General features: G+C 71.0%; 23 protein-coding genes and 1 rRNA gene. 17 read left to right on the top strand and 7 right to left on the bottom strand.

The genetic code is table 11. The annotated features are described in order from the left end of the window. Positions 1–140: 140 nt before the first annotated feature. The 11 genes from rrf to KK097_RS13465 all read left to right on the top strand — a co-directional run bounded on the left by rrf (position 141) and on the right by KK097_RS13465 (position 11456). Positions 141–257 (top strand): 5S ribosomal RNA (rrf, locus tag KK097_RS13415). 1266 nt (positions 258–1523) lie between these two features. Beyond that, positions 1524–2366, top strand: coding sequence for a tetratricopeptide repeat protein (locus KK097_RS13420; RefSeq protein WP_214545156.1), 843 nt, complete (start codon positions 1524–1526; stop codon positions 2364–2366). A 31-nt stretch (positions 2367–2397) separates the two neighbouring features. After that, positions 2398–3369, top strand: a complete 972-nt coding sequence (locus KK097_RS13425; protein WP_307858453.1) for an HAD-IIA family hydrolase — start codon at positions 2398–2400, stop codon at positions 3367–3369. A 10-nt stretch (positions 3370–3379) separates the two neighbouring features. Beyond that, on the top strand, positions 3380–3547 hold the full coding sequence (locus KK097_RS13430) for a hypothetical protein (protein ID WP_214529962.1): 168 nt from the start codon (positions 3380–3382) through the stop codon (positions 3545–3547). Between the two features lie 13 nt (positions 3548–3560). Next, entirely contained in the window at positions 3561–4373 is an 813-nt protein-coding gene (locus KK097_RS13435; RefSeq protein ID WP_307858452.1) for a TlyA family RNA methyltransferase, read from the top strand. After that, positions 4370–5293, top strand: a complete 924-nt coding sequence (locus KK097_RS13440) for an NAD kinase (RefSeq protein ID WP_214529877.1) — start codon at positions 4370–4372, stop codon at positions 5291–5293. The genes KK097_RS13435 and KK097_RS13440 overlap by 4 nt, the downstream gene beginning before the upstream one ends. 184 nt (positions 5294–5477) lie before the next feature. Beyond that, positions 5478–7172: a DNA repair protein RecN gene (gene recN, locus KK097_RS13445; protein ID WP_214545157.1), complete on the top strand. Its 1695-nt coding sequence runs from the start codon at positions 5478–5480 to the stop codon at positions 7170–7172. A 199-nt stretch (positions 7173–7371) separates the two neighbouring features. Continuing rightward, positions 7372–9087 (top strand): CTP synthase, encoded by a 1716-nt coding sequence (gene pyrG, locus KK097_RS13450; RefSeq protein WP_214529879.1) that lies wholly within the window; start codon positions 7372–7374, stop codon positions 9085–9087. Positions 9088–9219: 132 nt separating this feature from the next. After that, positions 9220–9795 carry an NUDIX domain-containing protein gene (locus KK097_RS13455; RefSeq protein ID WP_071245128.1) on the top strand — a complete coding sequence of 192 codons (576 nt, stop codon included), beginning with the start codon at positions 9220–9222 and terminating at the stop codon, positions 9793–9795. Next, positions 9792–10391, top strand: coding sequence for a DUF1349 domain-containing protein (locus KK097_RS13460; RefSeq protein WP_214545158.1), 600 nt, complete (start codon positions 9792–9794; stop codon positions 10389–10391). The genes KK097_RS13455 and KK097_RS13460 overlap by 4 nt, the downstream gene beginning before the upstream one ends. Positions 10392–10445: 54 nt before the next feature. Then, positions 10446–11456 carry a site-specific tyrosine recombinase XerD gene (locus KK097_RS13465; RefSeq protein ID WP_214545159.1) on the top strand — a complete coding sequence of 337 codons (1011 nt, stop codon included), beginning with the start codon at positions 10446–10448 and terminating at the stop codon, positions 11454–11456. Between the two features lie 73 nt (positions 11457–11529). Here KK097_RS13465 and KK097_RS13470 read toward each other — a convergent pair whose 3' ends face one another. From KK097_RS13470 to KK097_RS13480, 3 genes are all read right to left on the bottom strand, one after another. Then, positions 11530–11778, bottom strand: a complete 249-nt coding sequence (locus tag KK097_RS13470; protein WP_214545160.1) for a hypothetical protein — start codon at positions 11776–11778, stop codon at positions 11530–11532. Between the two features lie 4 nt (positions 11779–11782). Continuing rightward, positions 11783–12619 carry a hypothetical protein gene (locus KK097_RS13475; protein WP_214545161.1) on the bottom strand — a complete coding sequence of 279 codons (837 nt, stop codon included), beginning with the start codon at positions 12617–12619 and terminating at the stop codon, positions 11783–11785. Positions 12620–12733: 114 nt separating this feature from the next. Continuing rightward, positions 12734–13180 carry a DUF2510 domain-containing protein gene (locus KK097_RS13480; RefSeq protein ID WP_214529885.1) on the bottom strand — a complete coding sequence of 149 codons (447 nt, stop codon included), beginning with the start codon at positions 13178–13180 and terminating at the stop codon, positions 12734–12736. A 124-nt stretch (positions 13181–13304) separates the two neighbouring features. On the opposite strand from KK097_RS13480, the gene KK097_RS13485 reads away from it, so the two are divergent. Continuing rightward, positions 13305–13763, top strand: coding sequence for an ASCH domain-containing protein (locus KK097_RS13485; RefSeq protein WP_214545162.1), 459 nt, complete (start codon positions 13305–13307; stop codon positions 13761–13763). Between the two features lie 24 nt (positions 13764–13787). Here the strand turns inward: KK097_RS13485 and KK097_RS13490 are convergent, their stop codons facing one another. Then, a complete protein-coding gene (locus KK097_RS13490; protein ID WP_214545163.1) occupies positions 13788–14825 on the bottom strand; it encodes an LLM class flavin-dependent oxidoreductase in 1038 nt (345 codons plus the stop codon). 50 nt (positions 14826–14875) lie between these two features. Here KK097_RS13490 and KK097_RS13495 point away from each other — a divergent pair, with 50 nt between their 5' ends. Together KK097_RS13495 and KK097_RS13500 are read left to right on the top strand one after the other, a co-directional pair. Next, positions 14876–15208 (top strand): TraR/DksA family transcriptional regulator, encoded by a 333-nt coding sequence (locus KK097_RS13495; protein WP_214545164.1) that lies wholly within the window; start codon positions 14876–14878, stop codon positions 15206–15208. Positions 15209–15338: 130 nt separating this feature from the next. After that, positions 15339–15788 (top strand): TIGR02611 family protein, encoded by a 450-nt coding sequence (locus KK097_RS13500; protein ID WP_214529889.1) that lies wholly within the window; start codon positions 15339–15341, stop codon positions 15786–15788. 150 nt (positions 15789–15938) lie between these two features. Here the strand turns inward: KK097_RS13500 and KK097_RS13505 are convergent, their stop codons facing one another. Next, the gene (locus KK097_RS13505) at positions 15939–17192 is read right to left on the bottom strand and encodes an MFS transporter (protein ID WP_214545165.1); all 1254 of its coding nucleotides are present in this window, start codon (positions 17190–17192) and stop codon (positions 15939–15941) included. 103 nt (positions 17193–17295) lie between these two features. Here KK097_RS13505 and KK097_RS13510 point away from each other — a divergent pair, with 103 nt between their 5' ends. Together KK097_RS13510 and KK097_RS13515 are read left to right on the top strand one after the other, a co-directional pair. Next, positions 17296–17661 (top strand): ArsR/SmtB family transcription factor, encoded by a 366-nt coding sequence (locus KK097_RS13510; RefSeq protein ID WP_071245119.1) that lies wholly within the window; start codon positions 17296–17298, stop codon positions 17659–17661. After that, a complete protein-coding gene (locus tag KK097_RS13515) occupies positions 17658–19256 on the top strand; it encodes a DUF7059 domain-containing protein (protein ID WP_307858401.1) in 1599 nt (532 codons plus the stop codon). Before KK097_RS13510 ends, KK097_RS13515 begins: the two co-directional genes overlap by 4 nt. A gap of 3 nt (positions 19257–19259) precedes the next feature. On the opposite strand, the gene KK097_RS13520 is transcribed toward KK097_RS13515, so the two are convergent. Together KK097_RS13520 and KK097_RS13525 are read right to left on the bottom strand one after the other, a co-directional pair. After that, on the bottom strand, positions 19260–20123 hold the full coding sequence (locus KK097_RS13520; RefSeq protein WP_214529892.1) for an NAD-dependent epimerase/dehydratase family protein: 864 nt from the start codon (positions 20121–20123) through the stop codon (positions 19260–19262). A 139-nt stretch (positions 20124–20262) separates the two neighbouring features. Continuing rightward, the gene (locus KK097_RS13525; protein ID WP_214545166.1) at positions 20263–20853 is read right to left on the bottom strand and encodes a TetR/AcrR family transcriptional regulator; all 591 of its coding nucleotides are present in this window, start codon (positions 20851–20853) and stop codon (positions 20263–20265) included. A 176-nt stretch (positions 20854–21029) separates the two neighbouring features. Here KK097_RS13525 and KK097_RS13530 point away from each other — a divergent pair, with 176 nt between their 5' ends. Continuing rightward, positions 21030–23519: a glycoside hydrolase family 3 protein gene (locus KK097_RS13530; protein ID WP_214545167.1), complete on the top strand. Its 2490-nt coding sequence runs from the start codon at positions 21030–21032 to the stop codon at positions 23517–23519. Positions 23520–23772: the final 253 nt, after the last annotated feature.

Raw genomic sequence — 23772 nt, forward strand, 5'->3', positions numbered from 1 at the left:
GTGCACTTGTTGCACGGGCTCGCGTCCACTTTGTGGTTCCCGACAGACGATCGGGAATCGAAACTGAATACACCGCTTTGTCTTCTTCACGGGAGACGGTAGTCGGGACAGCTTTGAGACCAGATCATGGTCGAAGGTGTTCCGGTGGTCATAGCGAGAGGGAAACGCCCGGTCACATTCCGAACCCGGAAGCTAAGCCTCTCAGCGCCGATGGTACTGCAAGGGGGACCTTGTGGGAGAGTAGGACGCCGCCGGACTTAACGTAAGAAAGATGTGGCCATCGGCCCTCCATCGAGAATTCGCAGGGGAAACCCTCGTTCTCGGTCGGGGCCGGTGGCCATTTCTGTTTCTGCCCTCGGTCGCTCGACGTCAGCTCCGGTTCGTGATGGACTGTATGCCGGACGTCGGATGACCGTGCGGCGCCCAACACAACGACACAGCGGACGAACGCCCGAGGCTCTGCACCGGGCACGCAACGAGGAGCAACGGTGGCGAACGACGACGATCAGCGGCGGAACGACGGCGACCGCGGAGATCGACCTCGACGGGACGGCGACCGCTTCCCCCGTCGCGACGGCGCTCCGCGTCGGGACGGCCAGAGCGATGGTCGTTGGTCGTCCGGTCCTCGCGAGTTCGAGCGCCGTGAAGGCGACCGTCGCGATCGTCCGCAGGGTGGAGACCGTACGTTCCGTGACGGCGCCCCCCGTCGAGACAGTGCACCTCGCCGAGACGGCGATCGTCCCTTCCGTTCCGGTGACCGGAACGACCGCCCCTCGTGGCAGGGTGACCGCGGCGACTCGGGCCGGCCGCCTCGTGGCGACGGTCCCCGTGGTGCGGACCGTCCCCGTGACGGCGACCGTCCGTACCGTGGCGGGTCCGACCGTCCGGCTCGTGATGGCGACCGTCCGTACCGCGGTGGATCCGACCGTGCGGCTCGTGATGGCGACCGTCCGTACCGTGGCGGATCATCGGAACGTCCGGCTCGTGATGGTGACCGTCCGTACCGCGGCGGGTCCGACCGTCCGGCTCGTGATGGCGACCGTCCGTACCGCGGTGGATCCGACCGTCCGGCTCGTGATGGCGACCGTCCGTACCGTGGCGGGTCCGACCGTCCGGCTCGTGATGGTGACCGTTCCTTCCGCGGCGGGTCGTCCGATCGGCCCGCGCGTGATGGTGAGCGTCCGTACCGTGGCGGATCGTCCGAGCGTCCGCGTCGTGACGGTGACCGTCCGTACCGGGGCGGGTCATCTGACCGGCCTGCGCGTGATGGCGACCGTCCGGCGCGTGGTGGCTCGGACCGTCCATTCCGTGGCGGTTCGTCGGACCGCCCGGGTCGCGACGGCGGCGAAGAGCGTCGTCGGTTCGGCGACGGGACCCGTCACGCCGGCGCCCGCTTCGGCGAGGCCGCACGCGACGACTGGGAGGACCGCGACCCCTACGGCACGAAGTCGATCCGACCGCGCCACGACGACCCGGAGATCCCCGAGGAGATCCAGGCGCGCGACCTCGACCCCGCGGCACGCATGGAGCTGAAGACCCTCAGCAAGGACAACGCTGACTGGGTTGCGCGTCACCTCGTGGCCGCTGCGCTCTTCGTCGACGACGACCCCGAGACGGCCAACCAGCACGCCCTGAGCGCCGCTCGCCGTGCCGGTCGTGTGGGTGTGGTCCGCGAGACCGCCGCTATCACCGCGTACCGCCTCGGCGACTTCGCGACCGCCCTGCGCGAGCTCCGCACCTACCGCCGGATCTCCGGTCGCAACGACCAGCTGCCGATGATGGTGGACTGCGAGCGCGGCCTGGGGCGTCCGGAGCGTGCGCTGGAACTCGGTCGTTCGGTCGAGCGCTCGGCCCTCGAGACCCCGGTGCAGGTCGAACTCGCGATCGCCATGTCCGGCGCGCGTCTGGACCTCGGGAATCCCACAGCAGCACTCGGTGAGCTGGAGATTCCACAGCTCGACCCGTCCACCGCCTACACGTGGTCCCCGGCGCTCTACAGTGCTTACGCGGCCACGCTCGAGGAGCTCGGTCGACAGGACGAGGCCGACGAGTGGTGGGCACGCGTGGACCGCGCGGCAGCGGCCCTCGCCGAGATCGCGGACGACAATGCTTGGGAGACAGTTGATGTGGTCGAAGAAACGCTCGAAGTCGAAGAACACGGAGACGACGACGCCGACGACCTCGGAGCCGACGCCGTCGCGACCGACGAACTCGGCGGCGACGACGAGCCCACAGACGCCCTCGATGACGACATCGATGACGAACCCGCCCTCGACGACCTCGACGACGACACCTCAGCAGCCGATGAGCCCGGCGAGGTCGACGACGACAACCCCCGCGACGTCGACGGCTCCGCAGCCGGCTGATCGCGCGACTGCACTGACCGACGGCGTCGACGTGGTCCTCACCGACCTCGACGGCGTCGTCTACCGGGGCCGCAACGCGATCCCGCACGCGGTCGAGGCCCTGACCCGGGCCTCGCTCACGGCGCGGGTCGGCTACATCACGAACAATGCGTCGCGCCGCCCGATCGACGTCGCCGAGCACCTCGAGCGCTACGGGCTCGAGGTGTCCGAGGGTGATGTCGTCACCTCGTCGCAGGCCGGCGTCCAGCTGCTCGCGACCCTGGTCCCCGCCGGCTCGACCGTCCTGGTCACCGGCGGGCTTGGCCTGTCGAGCATCGTCGAGGCAGCCGGGTTCACGGTGACCTCGAGTGCCGAGGACTCCCCGGCCGCGGTCATCCAGGGCTTCTCGCCGGACCTCGGCTGGAAGGAACTGGCCGAGGCCTCGTTCGCCCTGGCCGACCCGGACGTGCCGTGGGTGGCCACGAACATGGACTGGTCGATCCCCGTCGAGCGGGGCATCGCGCCCGGCAACGGCACGCTCGTGTCCGCCGTGCACCAGGCCGTCGGTCGGATGCCGGTGGTCGCCGGCAAGCCCGAGCGGCCGATCTTCGACACCGCGGTCGAGCGGTTCGGCGGTGGTCGCACCCTGTTCATCGGTGACCGGTTGGACACGGACATCAAGGGCGCGAACGACGTCGGGATCCCGAGCGTGCTCGTGCTGACAGGGATCGACAAGGCGAAGCAGGTCCTCGCGGCCGACCAGCGCTCGCGTCCCACGTACGTGCTGGAAGACCTCCGGGGCCTGTCCCAGCCGTACCCGGAGACCGTCCGGCGCGAGGACGAGGACGGCACCCGGTACGTGACGGTCGGCACCTCGACGGTGGCGATGCGCGGGCACGTCGTCCGGGTGCTCGACGCCGGGACGGACATCGATCGGCTGCGTGCCGGCTCGACGCTCATCTGGGAGTCCGGGTTGGCCATCTACGGCCTCGACGTGGACCCGCAGCTGTACGGCGGCGAGTAGCGTGTCGGACGTGCCGAACCCCGAGCAGTCGTCCGCCGAACCCGAGCAGCAGGACGCCTTCGCCGCGCGCACAGCCGAGGCAGAGGCCCTGCCGCTTGCCGACCGCGCCGACGCCTTCTCCGCCCTGCACGACGAGCTGCGGACGCGGCTCGAGAGCGGCGGCTCCGCGAGTGCCTGAGCCGGACGGAGCCGTGCCCGACGCGACCCCGGTCCGCCTCGACGCCCTCCTCGCCGCACGCGGGCTCGCACGGTCGCGCACCGTCGCGAGCAAGCTGATCCAGGACGGCCGGGTGGTCGTCGACGGCCGTGCGGTCGTGAAGCCGTCAACACCGATCGCCGCCGACGCGGACATCGAGGTCGACGCCGCGGATGAATGGGTCTCGCGTGCCGCCCGGAAGCTCGTCGGTGCGCTCGATGCGTTCGACGTCGATCCCTCCGGCCGGGTGGTGCTCGACGTCGGTGCGAGCACCGGTGGCTTCACCCAGGTGCTGCTCGCGCGGGGAGCCCGACGGGTCGTCGCGCTCGACGTGGGCCACGGGCAGCTGCACCCGACCGTCGCACTCGACGAACGCGTCGCGGTGGTCGAGGGGCTGAACGCGCGCAACCTCACGCGCTCCGACTACCTGGCGCTCGACACCGCTGCCGGCGAGACGAGCCTGGTGGTGGGGGACCTGTCCTTCATCTCGCTCCGACTCGTGCTGCCGGCACTGGCCGAAGCCGTCCCCGCCGACGAGTTCGTGCTCCTGGTGAAGCCCCAGTTCGAAGTGGGTCGCGGTGGGGTGCGCGAAGGCATCGTGCACGACGCCGGGCTCCGGAACGACGCGCTCATGAACGTGCTCTGGGCGGCGTGGGACCTCGGCCTCGGCACGAGCGGACTCGTCGCGTCGCCCATCGTCGGGACGCACGGCAACCACGAGTACCTCGCCCGCTTCCAGCGCGGTGTCGGGGGCAATCCGACAGAATGGAGAGTCCGGGCGACCGAACTCACGGAAGGGTCTTCATGAGTGACGAACGGCACATCCTGCTCGTGTCCCACACGGGCCGCCGTGACTCGATCGACGCTGCGGTCGAGGTCTGCGACCTCCTGCACGCGGCCGGTCTCACGCCCGTCATGCCCTTCGACGAGTACGCCGACATCCGGCGGGCCGAGGCATCCGTCGGCAAGGTGGACATCCTCGGTGTCGACGTCCAGCCGAACCAGCTCGAGATCGTCATCGTGCTCGGCGGCGACGGCACGATCCTCCGCGCGGCGGAGCTCGTGCGGAACACCGGCGCGCCGCTGATCGGTGTGAACCTCGGCCACGTCGGGTTCCTGGCCGAGAGCGAACGTGACGGCCTGTCCGAGACCGTGGAGCGTGCGCTGTCCGGCGAGTACAAGGTCGAGGAACGCGTCACCCTGCAGGTCGACGTGGTCGTGGGCAACCAGATCGTCTACTCGAGCTGGGCGCTGAACGAGGCCACGATCGAGAAGGCCTCACGGGAGCGGATGCTCGAGGTCGTGACCGAGGTCGACGGCCGCCCGCTGTCGTCCTTCGGCTGCGACGGCGTGGTCGTGTCGACCCCGACCGGCTCCACGGCGTACTCGTTCTCCGGCGGTGGCCCCATCGTGTGGCCGGACGTCGACGCGCTGCTCATGGTGCCGCTGAGCGCCCACGCCCTGTTCGCCCGTCCGATCGTCGTCGGGCCCGACTGCACGCTCGCGATCGAGGTCCTGCGGCGCACGAGCGGCGTCGGCGTCCTGTGGTGCGACGGCCGACGGACCCACGACCTGCCCCCGGGTGCCCGTGTCGAGGTCCGGCGTTCGCCCGATCCGGTGCGTGTCGCCCGACTCAAGGACGCTCCGTTCACCGACCGCCTGGTCGCGAAGTTCCAGCTGCCCGTCGCCGGGTGGCGCGGCCCCCAGAGCGACGAGGACGACCGATGAGCACGGAGCGCATCCGATGAGCACGGAGGACGACCGATGATCGGCGTGGAAGGGCGCAGTATCGCTTCGGCCGGGTCAGTCGTGGCGCAGCGAACGACGGAGGACGACCGATGATCGGCGTGGAAGGGCGCAGCATCGCTTCGGCCGGGTCAGCCGTGGCGCAGCGAACGACGGAGGACGACCGATGATCGAGGAGATCGCGATCCGCGACCTCGGTGTCATCGGTGAGACCACGCTCGAACTCGGGCCGGGCTTCACCGTCGTCACCGGGGAGACCGGTGCGGGCAAGACCATGATCGTCACCGCGCTCGGGCTGCTGCTCGGTGCGCGGGCCGATGCCGGCTCGGTGCGCCGCGGTGCGTCGAGTGCCGTCGTCGAAGGTCGCTGGCACGTCCCCGAGCAGGACGCCGTCGCCGAACGCGTCGAGGACGCCGGCGGCACCGTCGAGGACGGCGAACTCATCCTCACCCGCACGGTCTCCGCCGAGGGGCGCAGCCGTGCGACCGTCGGCGGCCGCAGTGCGCCCGTGGCGGTGCTCGGCGAGCTCGCCGACCAGCTCGTCACCGTGCACGGGCAGTCCGACCAGATCCGCCTGACCTCGGCCACCGCGCAGCGGGCTGCCCTCGACGGGTTCGGGGGAGCCTCGCTCGAGAAGGCCCTCGCCCGGTACGTCGCCGCGTACGACGCCTGGCAGCAGCACGCCGGCGAACTCGAGGTGCTGGTCCGCGACCGGGACGACAGGGTGGCCGAGGCCGAGCGGATCCGCGCGGCCTCCGACGAGATCGAGGCCGCCGACCCGCAGCCCGGCGAAGACGTCGAGCTGGCCGAGCGCGCCGAACGGTTGGGGAACCTCGAGGAGCTCCGGTTGTCCGCGGCCCTGGCACACGAGGCGCTGTCCAGCGAGTCCCTCGACGGCGTCTCCGACGTCGTCGGCCTGGTCGAGTCCGCACGCCGTGCCGTGGAGCGCGTCGTGTCGTCGGACAGCGCCCTGCAGCCGGTGCTCGAGCAGCTCACGGAACTCGGGATCCAGGCGGCCGAGGCCTCGGCGAGCATCTCGAGCTACCTCGGTTCCCTGGAACCCGAGGCCGGGCACGACCTGGAGCTCATCAACGAACGCCGGGCTCTGCTGGCCGGCCTCACCCGCAAGTACGGCGAGACGGTGGACGACGTTATCTCCTACGGACAGCGCGCTAGTGACCGGCTGCTCGAGCTCGACGGCGACGACGACCGGATCGCGGCGTTGCAGCAGTCGGTCGAGCAGGACGAGCAGGCGCTCGAGTCCGCCGCCGCCGCGCTCACGACGGCGCGCAGCAAGGCCGCGGCCGACCTGGCGAAGCGCGTGACCGCTGAGCTGAAGACCCTCGCGATGGGTGGCGCGACCCTGGTGGTCGAGGTCACCGACGCCGGCGAGTACCGCCGCCACGGCCGTGACCAGGTGACGATCCTGCTCCAGCCGCACTCCGGCACCGACCCCCGGCCGATCGGCAAGGGGGCGTCCGGCGGTGAGCTCTCGCGCGTCATGCTCGCGATCGAGGTCGTCATGGCCGGCAGCACCACGGTGCCGACGTTCGTCTTCGACGAGGTCGACGCCGGCGTCGGTGGGGCGGCGGCGATCGAGATCGGCCGACGGCTGGCGAAGCTCGCCGAGCGCACGCAGGTCATCGTCGTCACGCACCTGGCCCAGGTCGCGGCCTTCGCGAACAACCACCTCAACGTCGTGAAGGACGCCAGCGGGGCCGTCACGTCGTCGAGCGTGCGCCGGCTCGAGGGCGAGGACCGGTTGCAGGAGATGGCCCGACTGCTCTCCGGACTCGGCGACAGCGCCAGCGGCATCGAGCACGCCCGCGAGTTGCTCGACGTGGCCGGCCAGCGAGCCTGACGGCCGGCGAGCCGAGCGGCCGGGCGAGCGGGTGCTGCCCGCCGACCCGGCCACGGCCCGAGGACCCGGCCACGGCCCGAGGACCCGGCCACGGCCCGAGGACCCGGCCACGGCCCGAGGACCCGGCCACCCACCTGCGCAACGCCCACGGCGAACCGAAGTCGCGCCTCCCGGCAGTTCTGACGTACGATGGAATCCCGTGGCGGACACTCTCAGCGGCGGTACCAATTCTTCGATCTCGACCCCGAAGGTGACGAAGCAGATCTTCGTGACCGGCGGGGTCGTCTCGTCTCTCGGCAAGGGCCTGACGGCGGCCAGCCTCGGCAACCTGCTCACGGCTCGCGGCCTCAAGGTCGTCATGCAGAAGCTCGACCCGTACCTCAACGTGGACCCGGGCACCATGAACCCGTTCCAGCACGGCGAGGTCTTCGTGACCGACGACGGTGCGGAGACGGACCTCGACATCGGGCACTACGAGCGCTTCCTCGACATCAACCTGTCGCAGGCCGCCAACGTCACGACCGGCCAGGTGTACTCGACGGTCATCGCCAAGGAGCGTCGCGGCGAGTACCTCGGTGACACGGTGCAGGTCATCCCGCACATCACCGACGAGATCAAGCGTCGGATGCGCGAGCAGGCGCACAACGACCCGCAGCCCGACGTGATCATCACCGAGGTCGGTGGCACCGTCGGCGACATCGAGTCGCAGCCGTTCATCGAGTCCGCCCGTCAGGTCCGGCACGAGCTCGGCCGCAACAACGTGTTCTTCGTGCACGTCTCCCTGGTGCCGTTCATGAACGCCTCGGGTGAGCAGAAGACCAAGCCGACGCAGCACTCCGTGGCGGCGCTCCGCTCGATCGGCATCCAGCCGGACGCGCTCGTCCTGCGCAGCGACCGTCCGGTGTCGGAGTCGAACAAGCGCAAGATCGCGCTGATGTGCGACGTCGACGAGGACGCCGTGGTGAACGCGGTGGACGTCCCCTCGATCTACGACCTGCCGACGCTGCTGAACAACCAGGGCCTCGACCAGGTCATCGTCGATGCGCTCAAGCTCGAGGCCGGCCCCGTCGACTGGACGGCGTGGACCCCGGTCCTGCGTGCCGTTCACGAGCCGAAGAAGGCCGTCACGATCGCCCTCGTCGGCAAGTACATCGACCTGCCCGACGCCTACCTGTCCGTGACCGAGGCGCTCCGTGCGGGTGGCTTCGCGCACGACGCCAAGGTGACGCTGAAGTGGGTCGTGTCCGACGACTGCACCACGCCCGAGGGCGCGGCGAAGCAGCTCGGCGACGTCGACGGCATCTGCATCCCGGGTGGGTTCGGCGTGCGCGGCATCGAGGGCAAGCTCGGCGCGCTGAAGTTCGCGCGTGAGCAGGGGATCCCGACGCTCGGCCTGTGCCTCGGCCTGCAGTGCATGGTCATCGAGTACGCCCGGCACGAGGTCGGTCTGACCGACGCGTCGAGCACCGAGTTCGACCCGGAGACCTCGACGCCGGTCATCGCGACGATGGCGGAGCAGGTGGACATCATCGCCGGTGGCGACCTGGGCGGCACGATGCGCCTGGGGCTGTACCCGGCGTCGTTCACGCAAGGGTCGCTGGCGGCGGAGCTGTACGGAGCGCCGGAGGCCTCCGAGCGGCACCGTCACCGCTACGAGGTGAACAACAAGTACCGCGAGCAGATCGCGGACGCCGGCCTGGTCTTCTCGGGCACGTCGCCCGACGGCACGCTGGTGGAGTACGTCGAGCTCCCGCGCGACGTGCACCCGTTCTACATCGCCACGCAGGCGCACCCGGAGCTCCGCTCGCGTCCGACCGATGCGCACCCGCTGTTCGCGGGGCTCGTCGCGGCCGCGATCGAGCGTCACGAGGCGTCCAGCCTGTTCGACCCGCAGACCGAGGAGCAGGTCGCGTAAGCGCCGGTCTCCACGATCGGACGGGAGGCGCGGTGCCAGCTGGCACCGCGCCTCCCGTCCGTCCGGGGGGGGGGGGGCGTCCACGGGCCGTCCGTCTGTCGCCGCGTCAGGGGCGCGTGCTTGGATGGAGACGTGACAGACGCACCGATCGCTGACGAGTCCGCCTCCTTCGAGGTCACCGAATCCACCGTCGTGTACGAGGGCGCCGTCTGGGACGTGCGCCGCGACACCGTCGCGTACAACGGCGATTCGATGGTCCGCGAGTACATCGACCACACGGGCGCCGTCGCCGTGTACGCCGAGGACGACGAGGGCCGCGTCCTGGTCATCCAGCAGTACCGACACCCGGTGCGGCTGCGGGACTGGGAGCTGCCCGCCGGTCTGCTCGACATGGAGGGCGAGGACCACCTGACGGCCGCGAAGCGCGAGCTGGGCGAGGAGGCCGATCTCGAGGCCGACACGTGGGAGCCCCTCGTCCGTTACAACACGTCCTCGGGCGGCAGCGACGAGTTCATCCAGATCTACCGGGCGCGCGGTGTTCGCTCGACCGAGTCCGCGTTCGAGCGTGAGGCGGAAGAGGCCGACATCGTGACGCGCTGGGTCCCGCGGGCAGAGCTGCTCGAGGGGATCCTGGGCGGTCGGCTCAACAACTCGGCCCTCGTCGTCGCGACGCTCGCCGTCGAGGCCATCGAACAGCGCGGCAAGTGAGCGGATCCGCGGTCGACGGCTTGCGCGACCTGGTCGCCACCGGCACCTGGACGCACGAGCCGGACGCCGCCGAGTTCGACGGCGACGTGTTCCGCGTCGCCGCGGTCGAGGGCAGCGATGCCTGGCGGACCACCTCGTACGGGTTCGTGCACGACTCCGAGCACGCGCTGCTGCAGCCGACCGACGGGCCGTTCTCGGTCGAGGCGTCGTTCGTGCTCGACTACACCGAGCAGTTCGACCAGGCCGGGGTGTTCCTGCGCGTCGACGAGCAGACGTGGATCAAGGCCGGCGTGGAGTTCTCGGACGGAGCGCCGCAGCTCGGGGCCGTGGTCACGCGCGGGTTCTCGGACTGGTCGGTGTCGCCCGTGCCGGAGTGGGCGGGCCGGGTCGTGACCGTCCGCGCGAGCCGCGATGGTGACGCCGTGACGATCCGGGCGTGGGCCGACGGCGACGAGCCCCGTCTCGTCCGGGTCGCCTACCTCGACCCGGAGGCCGTCGTCTCCGCGGGGCTGCTGTGCGCCGGGCCGACGCGGGCCGGGCTGACCGTGACGTTCACGGGGTTCCGCGTGGGCGCGCCGGACGAGGCGTTGCACTGACGTGCTGGCCGACGGTCCGTCGTGTCGCCGCTCGCCGGTTAGCCTGCTGAGGTGATGCCCCTCGACCGTGCCGTGGAGACGTACCTCCGGCACGTCGCGATCGAGCGGGGACTCTCGCAACACACGTTGTCGGCGTACCGGCGGGACCTCGCCGTGTTCGCCGATTGGCTCGCGACCGCTCCGGTGGTCGATTCCGACGGCGCGGACCGGGCTGGTGGTGCGTCGGCGATCGCTGACGTCGCCCGGCTGGCACGGGCGGACGTCTCGGAGTTCGTGACCTACCTGGCGACGAAGCCGGACGGTCCGCTGGCGCCGAGGTCGATCGCGCGGATGCTCAGCTCGGTCCGGTCGTTCACCGCCTTCGCCGCGGGGGAGGGCTGGCTGCCGCTCGACCCGGGCACCGCCGTCCGGCCGCCGAAGGCCCCGATGCGGCTGCCGAAGGCGATCCCCGTCGAGGACATGGGACGGCTGCTCGGGGCGGTGTCCGTCGATGCCGACGACCCCGTCCAGCTGCGGGACAAGGCGTTGCTCGAGCTGCTCTACGCAACGGGTGCGCGGATCTCCGAGGCGGTGGGACTGTCGGTCGACGACGTGACGACGCTGTCGGACGCCGCTGCTGACGCTTCTGGCCCGGGCCCCGGTGCGGACGGGCTGTCCGTCGTGAAGGTCACCGGCAAGGGCAACAAGCAGCGGATCGTCCCGCTCGGCAGCTTCGCCCGGGCCGCGATCGATGCCTACCTGGTGCGGGCACGGCCGGTGTTCGCGGCGCGAGGGGCGTCGACACCGGCGCTGTTCCTCGGTGCCCGCGGCGCGCGGTTGTCGCGGCAGAGCGCCTGGCTCGTGATCCAGGCCGCCGCTGCTGCCGCCGACCTGGAGGCGCACGTGTCACCGCACACGTTCCGGCACTCGTTCGCGACGCACCTGCTCGAGGGCGGTGCTGATGTGCGCGTGGTGCAGGAGTTGCTCGGGCACGCGAGTGTCGCCACGACGCAGATCTACACGATGGTCACGGCGGACATGCTGCGGGACGTGTACCAGACGGCACACCCGCGGGCGCGGCGGTAGGTCTCGTCGCGGCGGAAGGGTCTCGCCAACGAAGGCGAGGCCCTTCCTCCACGCATCAGCTCGAGTGCCCCCGTCAACGACGCGCCCGATGGCCGAACGAGGCCCAGGCGAGGAACATCCCGGTCAGGAGACCGAACATCCCGACACCGAGGAGGCGCAGCTCGCCGTCGGAGACACCGTTCGGCATCACGCTGACCAGCCATCCGAACCAGAGAACGATCGGCAGGAGACGCAGGAGCCTCGAGGCCCACCGATCGGTGAATTCTCCGGCCGTGGCCAGGGCGAACCCGACGAGGAGTCCGACGAAGAGTGGTGTGATCATCGTTCTAGCATTTCGGGAACGTCGGCCACCACTGGGCGATGACGCCGGGAAGCCCCGCCAGGTGGAGTTTCACGCACTTTCCCCCGGCGAGCTGTGCCGTGCTGAACGCGGCGAGCACACCGCAGGTCACCGTGAGCGCTCGGAGGACCGGTACGGGTGACTTCGAGAAGAGCGCCGCACAGCTCGCCACCGTCCCGACGACCGTGGCGCTCTCGGCTCGGTTGAACGTGACGGTCCAGTACCCAGGGAACGTGCTGTAGCGCGGATCGGCGACGACCGGATAGGCCGTCCGCGAATCGACTTGGACGTCCTGGACGAGAGTTGTCCCGTCGACCCGGTAGTTCGTCGGCAGGGCTCGTCCGCTCGCATCGACCGCCCATGGTGCGTCGATGCCGGCGATCAGATCACCGTTGGCGTCGCTCACAGTCACCCGTCCGTCGTCGAGGAGCACCAGTTCGACATCGTCGTCGAACGCCCAGCTCGCACGGGACGATGCCGGAGCGCTCATCACCGCCGCGTAGCGAGTCGAGTTCTCATCGAGACGGTCCGCTGTGTACTGGACACCGGCCTCGTGGTCCGAGTTCGGGCCGGGGGTGATGCTGGTAGCCGCCGATGTGCCCGGGGCCGCTGAGGGGGCACCCGATGCGAGCACCTCAGGGCTGTCTGGAAGGAAATCGTCGGCGAGGCCGAGCGCGCGCTCCGCGGCCTCGACGGCCCGGATCGTCTGATCCTCTCCGAGGGGAGCCGCCGCGGCTGGTGTTGCGGACAGGAGCGCGCACCCCAGCACGACCGACGACATGGCCGCGAGAGTAGTTGCCCCGCATGTCCCGAGCTTGTTCATGGTTCTCCCTTCGGTACGGCGGCAATGCCGTACTGGAATACTGCATGACAGATTCGGCGGGTCTCAACCTCTGGCTATCTTTGCCATCGGTGATCTGATCAGTGTTGCCCCGCGTCAGAAGAGATGGAGCTGCACTGACGCGGCTACAGCGCCGGTCGCGACGGCCACGACGATGGCGCTCGCCGAAGCGCTCCTCGCGAGCACTCGCCACCCGCCGGTCGCGCCGGGGTGGACGACACCGACGAGCCCACACACGAGAGCGAGCACGCTGCAGGCGCCCAGCGGGTTGATGAGGATCGACGTCAGGGCGAGCAGCACCGCGAGCACCGTGAGCACGGACAACCGTCGGTCGCGACCGCCGCCGGACGCCCACGCATGGGTCCGGATCGCCGCCGTCTGCACCGAGAACGACGGCCCCGCCGGAGCGACGACGATCGGCGTGACCGGTTCTGCAGCGGCCGCGGGGACTCGCGTGGCCGCTCCCCAGGTGCGACCGTCCCACCAGCGCAGGCGACGGGCGTCCTGCGGGTCCGGGAACCAGCCTGCGGCCGGCAGCGTCACGGTTGCTCCTCGAGGTGCGGGGTGGATCGACGCTCCCGAGCCTAGGAGTGCGGTCGTCGCCGCCCCAGTCCCCAGCCGGGTGTCAGCACAAGGGGGGACCGGGCCGGTGCACTACGGTCGGGGCGTGCCCTCGACGCTCGACGACTTCTGGACCGCGCGACGCCGCGAGCGTCCGGGACTTCCAACGGCCGTGCCGGAGGCGTGGTCCTTCGGCGCGACCCCGGAGCAGGCGGACGCGCTCCTGCGGCTCGTGCTCGACGGGGTCAAGGTCGGCACGGCGTCGTCGCTCTGGGACTACGAGGCGACCGGTGACCCTCTGCCGGCAGCCGACGAGTTGAGCATCGTGACCGACGGCTCGGGTGCGCCCCGCGCCGTCATCGAGACGACTGTGGTCAGGGTGGTGCCGTTCGACCAGGTCGGCGCGGACCACGCCTGGGCCGAGGGCGAAGGCGACCGGACGCTCGAGTACTGGCGGAGGGTGCACGAAGCGTTCTGGCGTGCACACTCGGAGAGCCCACGCGGGTTCGCACCGGACATGCCCGTGGTGTGCGAGCGCTTCCAGCTGCTCTGGCCGAACGGCTGAGCCCGTGCCCGAGCCGGGTGCCGGTCAGGCGGGGACCGGTGCCGCGTCGACCTCGGTGAAGACGTCCTTCACGGCGGCGAGCAGCCGTGCGTTGAAGTCCACGCCGAGCTGGTTCGGCACGGTGACGAGCACGGTGTCGGCAGCACGGACGGCCTGGTCGGCAGCGAGGTCCGCGACGAGCTGCTCGGGCTCACCGATGTAGGAACGGCCGAACCGGGCCAGCCCGCCGTCGAGGTGCCCGACCTGGTCCTGCCCCTCGACCTGCGCGCGGATGCCGAAGTAGTGGCGCGACTCGTCGTCGATGATCGGGATGATGCTGCGCGAGACCGAAACGCGCGGTTCGCGGTCCCAGCCCGACTCGGACCACACCCGGCGGAAGCGCTCGATCTGCTCGGCCTGCAGCTGGTCGAAGGGCACACCGGTGTCTTCGGTCAGCAGGGTCGAGGACATCAGGTTCATGCCCTGCTCGGCCGTCCACTTGGCGGTGGCGCGCGTGCCGGCACCCCACCAGATGCGATCGCCGAGCGAGTCGGACAGCGGGGAGATCGGCAGGGACCCGACCGAACCCGTCATCTGCGGGTTGGCGTTCGCCATCGGCTCGCCGGCGATCGCGCGGCGGAACACGTCGGTGTGCGCACGCGCCATGTCGCCACCGTTCTCGTCAGCGGCGTCGGGCACGTAGCCGAACTGCTGGTAGCCGGCGAGGGCGGTCTCGGGTGATCCCCGCGAGACGCCGAGCTGCAGTCGGCCGCCGGAGATGAGGTCGGTCGCCGCAGCTTCTTCTGCCATGTAGAGCGGGTTCTCGTAGCGCATGTCGATCACGCCGGTGCCGATCTCGATCCGGCTCGTCTTCGCCGCGATGGCGGAGAGCAGCGGGAACGGCGCGGCCTGCTGCGGCGCGAAGTGGTGCACGCGGAAGTAGGCGCCGTCGAGACCGGCTTCCTCGGCTGCGACCGCGAGGTCGATCGCCTGCACCAGGGCCTCCCGCCCGCTGCGCACCTTCGACCCCGGCACGTCACGCCAGTGTCCGAACGACAGGAACCCGATCTTCGTCATGTCCATGCGAACGCATCCGGAGGCGGGGCCATTCCGCCGCGACTACCGTGTCCGGGATGGAGGATCCCCGCCCCGCACTCGAGGCCGAACGCGCCCGCAACGAACGGCTGCTGACCGAGGTCGAGCGGAGCATGCGCGACGTCAGTGACGCGCGGCAGGACGCCAACTCCGACGACGAGCACGACCCGGAGGGCGCGACCCTGGCGTGGGAACGCGGCTCGCTCGGTGCGGTCCGCGACGGCGCCCGGCTGCGGGTACGGCAGGTGGACGCCGCGCTCGCACGACTCGTCGACGGCAGCTACGGGCGCTGCGCGGTCGGTGGCGAGCCGATCCCGGAGGCCCGGCTGGCGGCCGTCCCGTGGGCGGCGACGTGCGTCGCGCACGCGTGACGGGCACGTGGGCGGTACCGCGTCACGGCCTGGAGGCACGGCGAACGGCCGCCACGCGCCTCCCGGCATGCGCACCCCGCGTTCACCCCGTGCGCCGCTGATTCCCAGCCGCGCGCCCTACGTTTTCGGCATGGACGGCGACCCGAACGACCGACCCGGCGAAGCCCGGGCCGACGGCGCGGATCGCCAGCGCTTCCAGTGGTTCCACCGCTTGCGCGCCTGGATCCACGCGCGGCCGCACGTGCACCTGCTCTACAAGGTGCTGGTCGGCATCGTCGGCGGGCTGGTCGTCATCATCGGGCTGATCCTGGTGCCGCTGCCGGGGCCGGGATGGCTCGTCGTGTTCATCGGCCTCACGGTGCTGGCGAGCGAGTTCCACTTCTTCCACAAGATCATCACCTGGCTCAAGGCGCAGTTGCACCGCTTCTGGGACTGGGCCAAGCGGCACGGGCCGAAGCGTCTGCGCGATGCTGCCGACCGGGGCAAGGCCGACGTCGACGCTGCGCACACCGGTGCGGCGCGGACGGTCGGGGTGCGTGCGCGGGCCCGCGGCGCGAACTCGGCGCACCCGGGCCACTAGTCGGGTCGCCGCTGTCGCGCGCTGGTGATGTCGGCACCGTGCCGTGCTGGTCACCGGGTGCGAGGTTGATCGCTCCGTACGGCGCTGCAGGCTCGCACCGAGCGATCAACCTCGCACCGAATGGGCATCACCGCACCGTGCCGGGCACGCCTACTCGGCCGCGACCCGGACCGAACCGGTCGCGGTGCGCTCGATGACCTCGGCGGCGTGCTCCTCGACCTCGGCAGCGTCCTTCGACGACAGCTGCAGCACGAGGGCGACGACCGCGGCGAGCACGATGAAGCCCCCGTACCCGGCGATGACCGGGACGAGGCCGACCGACGGCTCGAGCAGCCCGCCGATGACCGAGGGCACCCCGAACGCCAGGTAGCTGACGACGTAGATCGTGGAGAGCAGTCCGGCGCGGTGGGTGGGCGCAGCGGTGGCGAGCAACATCCGCAGCGGTGCCTGGAACCCGGCACCGAAGCCGACACCGGCGATCGCGCTGCCGACGACCATGCCCGGCAGGGAGTGTGCGAACACGAACGACACCGTGACGATCGGGCCGAGCACGAGCGCGACGAGCCCGAGCAGGACCGCGCGTCGGGTGTCCATCCGCTGGATCGCCAGACCGGTCAGGGCACCGACGCCGGTGACCACGGCGATGAGGGCGCCGGCGGCGAAGTGGTTCGTGATGCCGAAGACCGTGCCGAGCGCCGAGGGGACGAGCGACAGGAACATGCCGCCGAGCGCCCAGCTGGCGACGAGCGAGCCGGCGACGCCGCGGAACAGCCGGCGTGAGGACCGCGGCACGCTGATCGTCGGACGCAGGGAGCGAAGAGCGCCGGGACGACGCTGCACCTGCTCGGGGACGACGAACAGTGCGAGCACCAGCAGCACGAGGAGTGCGCCGAACAGCAGGTAGACGAGCTGCTCCGGTGCCGGACCCCACTGCGCCAGCGCGCCGCTCGACATCGCGCCGGTGGCCAGTGCGATCGGCGGGATGACGCCGTTCAGCACGCCGGCCATGGTGGGGTGGCGTTCGAGGGAGTTGTCGATGAGGGCCGCACCGAGGGCCCCGATGAGCAGCCCGACCGAGACACCCTGCACGATCCGGTCGACGATGAGTGCCACGACCCCGTCCGCCATGGCGAAGAGGCCGAGCGACAGCGCGACGCCCAGGCCGCCGACGACGAGCACCGGCTTGCGGCCGACGTGGTCGGACAGGCGACCCGCGACGAGCAGACTCGCCAACAGGCCGGCGACGTAGATGGCGAAGACCCCGGTGAGCATGAGCGGGGTGAGGTGCCACTCGGCTGCGTAGACGGGGTAGATGGGCGACGGGACGGCCGACGACGCGACCGAGACCAGGAGCATCGCCGCCAGGATCCAGAACCCGGCGACCGAACGAGCTGACTGGTGCATGCGCACCCCTTTCCGTCTCCGTGCAGTACGACTGCATTCGTACCGCACACGAACAGTACGACGCAAGTCGTACAGCAAGCCGAACGGTGGTAGCGTCCCGTCCATGCCCGCGCACGTCGATGCTCCTGAACGGCTGCCGCAGCCGTCCGTGGCCGAGATGGACCTCCCGGTCGTGATGGACGCCCTGAGTGATCCGATCCGGCTCGCGATCCTGCACCGCTACCTGGTCGACGCGGCCGGGGGCGAGCGCAGCTGCGGTTGGGTCGGCATCGACCGGCCGAAGTCCACGCTGACCCACCACTTCCGGGTCCTGCGTGAGGCCGGTCTGCTCGAGCAGCATCTCGAGGGCCTGACCCGCGTCAGCCGCGTCCGCGTCGAGGACGTGCAGCAGCGGTTCCCGGGGCTCCTCGACCTGGTGCTCGACTGGCAGGTCCCCGCGGCCCTGCTGCGCGAGGGGATCGCCTCGTGAGCACCGGCGCGAGCACCGGCGTGGACGCTGTGCACACGCTTCCGTCGATCGTCGCGGACCCTGCCGTCACCACGGCGCTCGCCGCAGACCTGACGGCGGCCGGCTTCACCGTCGACCGGCTCGACTCGCTGTGGGGCGCCGAGGCCGCCGCGTCGCTGCACCGCGGTTCGCGGGTGGCCGCGCTCCGTGCGCTCGCCGCCCGCGAGACCACGCCGCTCGGCACGCTGGCGACGCTGTTCGTGCTCGGCCTGCCGGTGGCGCGGGCCGAGGCCGCTGTGGCGTTCCCGACCGCCGGGCTCGACGCCGTCATCGCCGCGGGCCTGCTGCGCAGCGGAGGCGAAGGCGACGGCAACGGCGCTGACGCGCTCATCCACCCCACCGTCGACCTGCGCCCCTACGCCTTCGTCGACGACCTCGGCGCAGGCAGCTGGTGGATCGTCTCCGACCTCGGTGAGCTCGCCCTCGGGCACGCGATCAGCGAGGAACACGTGCTCGGCATCGGCGGCGCCACCACGACGTTGAGCGGCCTGCAGGTGCCCGTGCCGGTCGAGCGTGTGCTCGACCTCGGCACCGGGTGCGGCATCCAGGCCATGCACGCGCGGCGCTTCGCCGACCACGTGGTCGCCACCGACATCTCGCGCCGTGCCCTCGACATCGCCCGGTTCAACGCCCAGTTGAACGGCATCGACGGAATCGACTTCCGGTTCGGCTCACTGTTCGAGCCGGTCACGGGGGAGCGCTTCGACCGGATCGTCTCGAACCCGCCCTTCGTCATCACTCCCCGTCGCGAGGGCGTCCCGTCGTACGAGTACCGCGACGGCGGCATGGTCGGTGACGCCCTGGTCGAGACGGTGCTCCGCGGCCTCGAGGCCCACCTCGAGCCCGGCGGCACCGCCCAGCTCCTCGGCAACTGGGAGTACCACTGGGGCGTCGACGGCCTGGACCGCGTGCGTGCCTGGTTCGCCGACACCGACCTCGACGTGTGGGTGATCGAGCGCGAGCGGCAGGACCCGACGTCCTACGCCGAGACCTGGATCCGCGACGGTGGGACCAAACCCGGCACGGCCGAGTTCGACACCCTGATGGGCGCCTGGCTCGACGACTTCGCGGACCGTCGGGTGACCGGCGTCGGCTTCGGCTACGTCGTGGTGCGTCGACCCCTGCCTGGAGGCCCGTCCGGGCTCCGCCGGTTCGAGCGCGTCCCCGAGACGCTCGGCTCCAACCCCGCTGGCCTCGGTGCGACGGTCGCCCGCGTCCTCGACGCGGCCGCCTGGCTCGCCGCGCACGACGACGCCGCGCTCGCCGCCGCCCACCTGTCCGTGGCCGGCGACGTCACCGAGGAGCGGTACTACTGGCCGGGCAACGACGACCCCACCGTGATGACCCTGGTGCAGGGCGGCGGGCTCGGGCGCCGAGTGGATGCGGACACCGCACTCGCGGCGTTCGTGGGTGCATGCGACGGCGACCTGTCCGTCGCGGCGATCATCGGTGCGCTCGCGCAGATCACCGGCGTCGACGAGCAGGCGCTCGCCGCCGACCTGCTGCCGGCGGCGCGCGACCTGGTGCTCGACGGGATGCTCGTCCCCGCCGCCTGACGATCAGGCGCGGTGGTCGCGCCAGCTGTGCTCGGGCGCGTAGCCGAGGAGCTCGCGGGCCTTCTCCGACGACAGCAGCGAGCTGACGCCGTCGATGTCCGCCCGGCGCTCGATGTCCGGCACGAAGCGTTCGACGAGCTCGATGGTCGGGGTGTCCATCACCGTGTCGGGGCTCGCGATGACGAAGGCCTCGAACCCGGTGAGGTCGGCCTCGAGTGACTTCCGGACCGCCTGGGCGCCGTCGCGGGAGTCGATGTACGACCACAGGTTGAACGTCTTCGCCTCGGGGGTGGCGTCCCACGGGAACGCCGGGTAGTCGGTCTCGTCCATCACGTTCGAGAAGCGCAGGCCGATCATCTTCAGCTCGGGGTCCCAGCGGGTGAAGTGGCGTGCCATCTCCTCCTCGACCGCCTTGCCGAGCGAGTACGAGGACTGCGGGCGGACGGCGAACTCCTCGTCGACCGGCAGGTAGGGCGGGTGGTGCTCGCCCATCGGGATGCCGAGCAGGGTCTCGCTCGACGCCCACACGACGTTCTTGATCTTCGCGGCACGGGCGGCGTGGAAGACGTTGATCGACGAGGTCACGTTGTTCGTGATGAGGGCCACGTCGGGGACCTGTCCCGGGGCCGGAACCGCCGCCAGGTGCACGACGGCGTCGACGTGGTCGTACCGGTCGTCGATGCCGAGCAGGGCGTTCAGGACCTGGCCGTGGTCGGTCAGGTCGATCCGCACGAACGGCACACGCTCGGGCTTGTCGGGCGAGGGGACCCGGTCGAGCAGGACCACGTCGTACCCGTGCGCATCGAGGTCGCGCACCACCGCTCGTCCGAGCTTGCCGCTGCCACCGGTCACCACTACACGCGTCATCGCGTCACTCCACATCGTCGTCGGAACACACCCTGGCGGGCACCGACCATCCTGCCCCGCCACCCTTGAGGCGGCCAGGCCCTGTCCGTACCCCACTGCCGGAACCTGGTGCCGGGCTGGGCCGGGCCGGGCCGTGCCGTCAGGCGGTGGGGGCGACCTGGGCGATCGCGAGGCGGGCGACGAGCTCGACGTGCTCGGCCATGTCGCGGGTGGGGTCGAAGAGCCACTGGATCTGCATGCCGTCGGACACCGCGAGCAGCACGCTGGTGAGTTCGTCGGGGTCGATGTCGGTGCGCAGTCGGCCGTCCTGCTGCATCGTGCGGAAGTCGGCGGACAGGTCGCGGCGGCTGCGCTCGTACCGCTCGCGGAAGTACTCGTGCGCCGGGTGCTCCGAGTCGGTCGCGGCCGCGGCGGACAGGTTGACGAACATCTGCACCAGGCCGGGGACCTCGGCGTTGTGCCGCACGATCGCCGCGAGCAGGGCCGCCGGGTCCGCGGCCTGCCAGTCGTGCGCGAGGTCGAGTTCGTCGCGGCGGCGGAGGATCTCGACCCAGAGCTCGTCCTTCGAGTCGAAGTAGTGCAGCAGGCCGGCCTGGGTCAGCTCCACGGCGTCGGCGATGTCCTTGATGCTCGTCCGCCGGAAGCCCTGCGACGCCACGAGGTCCAGCGCGACCGTGAGGATCTCCTCGCGCTTCGCGATGCCCTTTGCGTACGAACCCCGTCGTGCCATGGCCAGACTGTACCGCCCGCAGAAGACCCGAGAAAACCAAGCAACGGTTGGTTTTGGGTGGTACGGTGCAGGAGCTGCCAGCGCGGGCGGCGAACCCGGTGGATGGTGGGTGTGGGCGACGAGCCCCCGGCTGTCCAGGCGGCGCCCCGCGGCCCTGAACGAGAGGACCGACCACCGTGACCACCGTGAACGACGCGAGCACCGCCTCCAGTCCGGCGACACCGGCGACGCCGCTGACCGAGCGCATCGACGCGCTCCTCGGCCAGCTGACCACCGACGAGAAGGTGCAGCTGCTCACCGGGCGTGACTTCTGGACCACCTGGCCGATCGAGAAGATCGGGCTGCGCCGGATCCTGATGTCGGACGGTCCGTCCGGCGTGCGCGGCGAGGTGTGGGACGAGCGTGACCCGTCACTGAACCTGCCGTCGGCGACGGCTCTGAGTGCGTCGTGGGACCGGGCGATCGCGAAGCGGTACGGCGCGGCCGCGGCTGTCGAGGCCCGCCGCAAGGGTGTCGACGTCGTGCTCGGCCCGACCATCAACCTGCACCGGTCGCCCCTGGGTGGTCGCCACTTCGAGGCGTTCAGCGAGGACCCCGTGCTCACCGGCGACCTGGCGGCGTCGTACGTCGACGGCGTGCAGGAGAACGGTGTCGCAGCGACCCCGAAGCACTACATCGCGAACGACTACGAGACCGACCGCTTCACGGCGTCGACCGAGGTGTCGGACCGTGCCCTGCGTGAGCTGTACCTGCTCGCGTTCGAGAAGGCCGTCACTGAAGCGCACGCCTGGGCGGTCATGTCGTCGTACAACGCGATCAACGGCGTGACGGCGTCGGAGAACGACCTGCTCGAGACCCCGCTCAACTCGGAGTGGGGCTTCGACGGCATCGTCGTGTCCGACTGGACCGGGGTGCGTTCGGTGGACTCGGCGAAGGCGTCGCAGGACGTCGCGATGCCCGGGCCGAACCCGTGGTGGAGCGAGGGCCCGCTGCTCGCCGCCGTGCAGTCCGGCGAGGTGCCGATGGCGGCGATCGACCGCAAGGTCCGCCGCATCCTGACCCTGGCCGCACGCGTCGGCGCGCTCGAGGGCTTCGAGCCCGTCGCCGCGTCGCCCGTGCACGTCGAGGACGGCATCGCGTTCGTGCGCGAAGCCGAGGCCGAGGGCACCGTGCTGGTCCGCAACACCGGTGTCCTGCCGCTCGACGCCCCCGCCGTGTCGCGCATCGCGGTGATCGGCCACAACGCCGACCAGGCCCGCACGCAGGGCGGTGGCTCGGCCACGGTCGTGCCGTCGCAGGTCGTGTCGCCGCTGGACGGCATCCGCTCGGCGTTCCCCGGCGCGAGTGTGGACTACGCGATCGGCGCAGTCGTGCAGGAGGGGATCGCGGAGTTCCCGCTGTCCTCGATCACGAACCCGGGTACCGGGGAGGCCGGAGCCCGGGTTGCCTTCGTCAAGGACGGCGAGGAGCTGTTCGTCGAGGACCGCCGTGCGACGGCCCTGTTCTGGTTCGGCGGCGACGCCCCGACGCGCGAAGCGGACCGGCTCGACATCACCACGACCTACACGGCCGAGTCGACCGGCACGGTCCGGTTCGGCATCGGTGCGGCCGGGCGGTCGCGGATGTGGATCGACGGCGAGCTGCTACTCGACGAGGACGTGCCGTTCGAGGGCGACCAGCTCGGTGCAGCGTTCCTCAACCCGCCGGCGCGCTCGGTGCCGGTGTCGGTGACCGTGGGGCAGCAGGTCGCGATCCGCATCGAGTACGACATCGTGCAGGACGAGACGCTCGGCGGGGTGCTGGCCTACCAGTTCGGCACCGAGCCCTCGGACGACGACCCCGCCGTGCTGATCGAGGCCGCGGTGGACACTGCCCGTGGCGCGGACGTCGCGGTGGTCGTGGTCGGAACGAACTCCAAGGTCGAGTCCGAGGGCTACGACCGCTCGTCGCTCGCGCTGCCCGGCCACCAGGACGACCTGGTGCGGGCGGTCGCGGCGGCGAACCCGAACACCGTCGTCGTCGTGAACGCCGGGTCGCCGGTCGAGATGCCGTGGCGGGACGACGTCGCCGCGGTGCTGCTCACGTGGTTCGGCGGACAGGAGTACGGCAACGCCCTGGCCGACGTGCTGACGGGAGCGCAGGAGCCCGGCGGCCGCCTGCCCACCACCTGGCCCGTCGCGATGGCCGACGTTCCGGTGCTCGACGTCACCCCGGTGGACGGCACGGTGTCCTACGACGAGGGCGTCCACGTCGGCTACCGGGCGTGGCTGCGCGCCGGCACCGCGCCGGCGTACCCGTTCGGCCACGGCCTCGGCTACACCTCCTGGTCGATCGAGGGCGTCTCCGCGACGCCGACCGTGCGCGAGGGCGACGCCGTCATCGTCACGGCGACGGTCGCGAACACGGGGGGCCGTGCCGGCAAGCACGTCGTGCAGGTGTACGCCTCGCGTGGCGAGTCGACCGTCGACCGTCCGGTGCGCTGGCTCGTCGGGTTCGCGCCGGTCCGGCTCGGCGCGGGGGAGTCGACGGAGGTCTCGATCGAGGTCCCCGCACGCGCCTTCGCCCACTGGGACGGCTCGTGGCGGTACGAGCCGGGGACCTTCACGCTGCACGTCGGAGCCTCGGTCGACGACGTCGTCGGGACCGCGTCCCTCGAACTGGAGTGACGAAGTCGTCCGGTTTCCGCGCAGCTCGCAACTCCATTCAGTAACATCTATGTGCGCGAGTCGGCTGGTTACCGTCCGCGCACGCACCGACTACGGGGTCGCTGGGTGAGCGACTCGGTCTCCTGATCCGGCCGTTGTTGCCCTGGCCTCCCCGGTGCGTCCCAGAATGCGTCCCCGCGTCCGCGCGGGGACGCATTCGTCGTTCCGGCCCGGAACCGCATCGGTGAACCGGTTGACGCACTTCGTCCCGGAT

It is taken from the genome of Curtobacterium flaccumfaciens (assembly GCF_018598405.1).
Classification (GTDB): Bacteria; Actinomycetota; Actinomycetes; order Actinomycetales; family Microbacteriaceae; genus Curtobacterium; species Curtobacterium aurantiacum.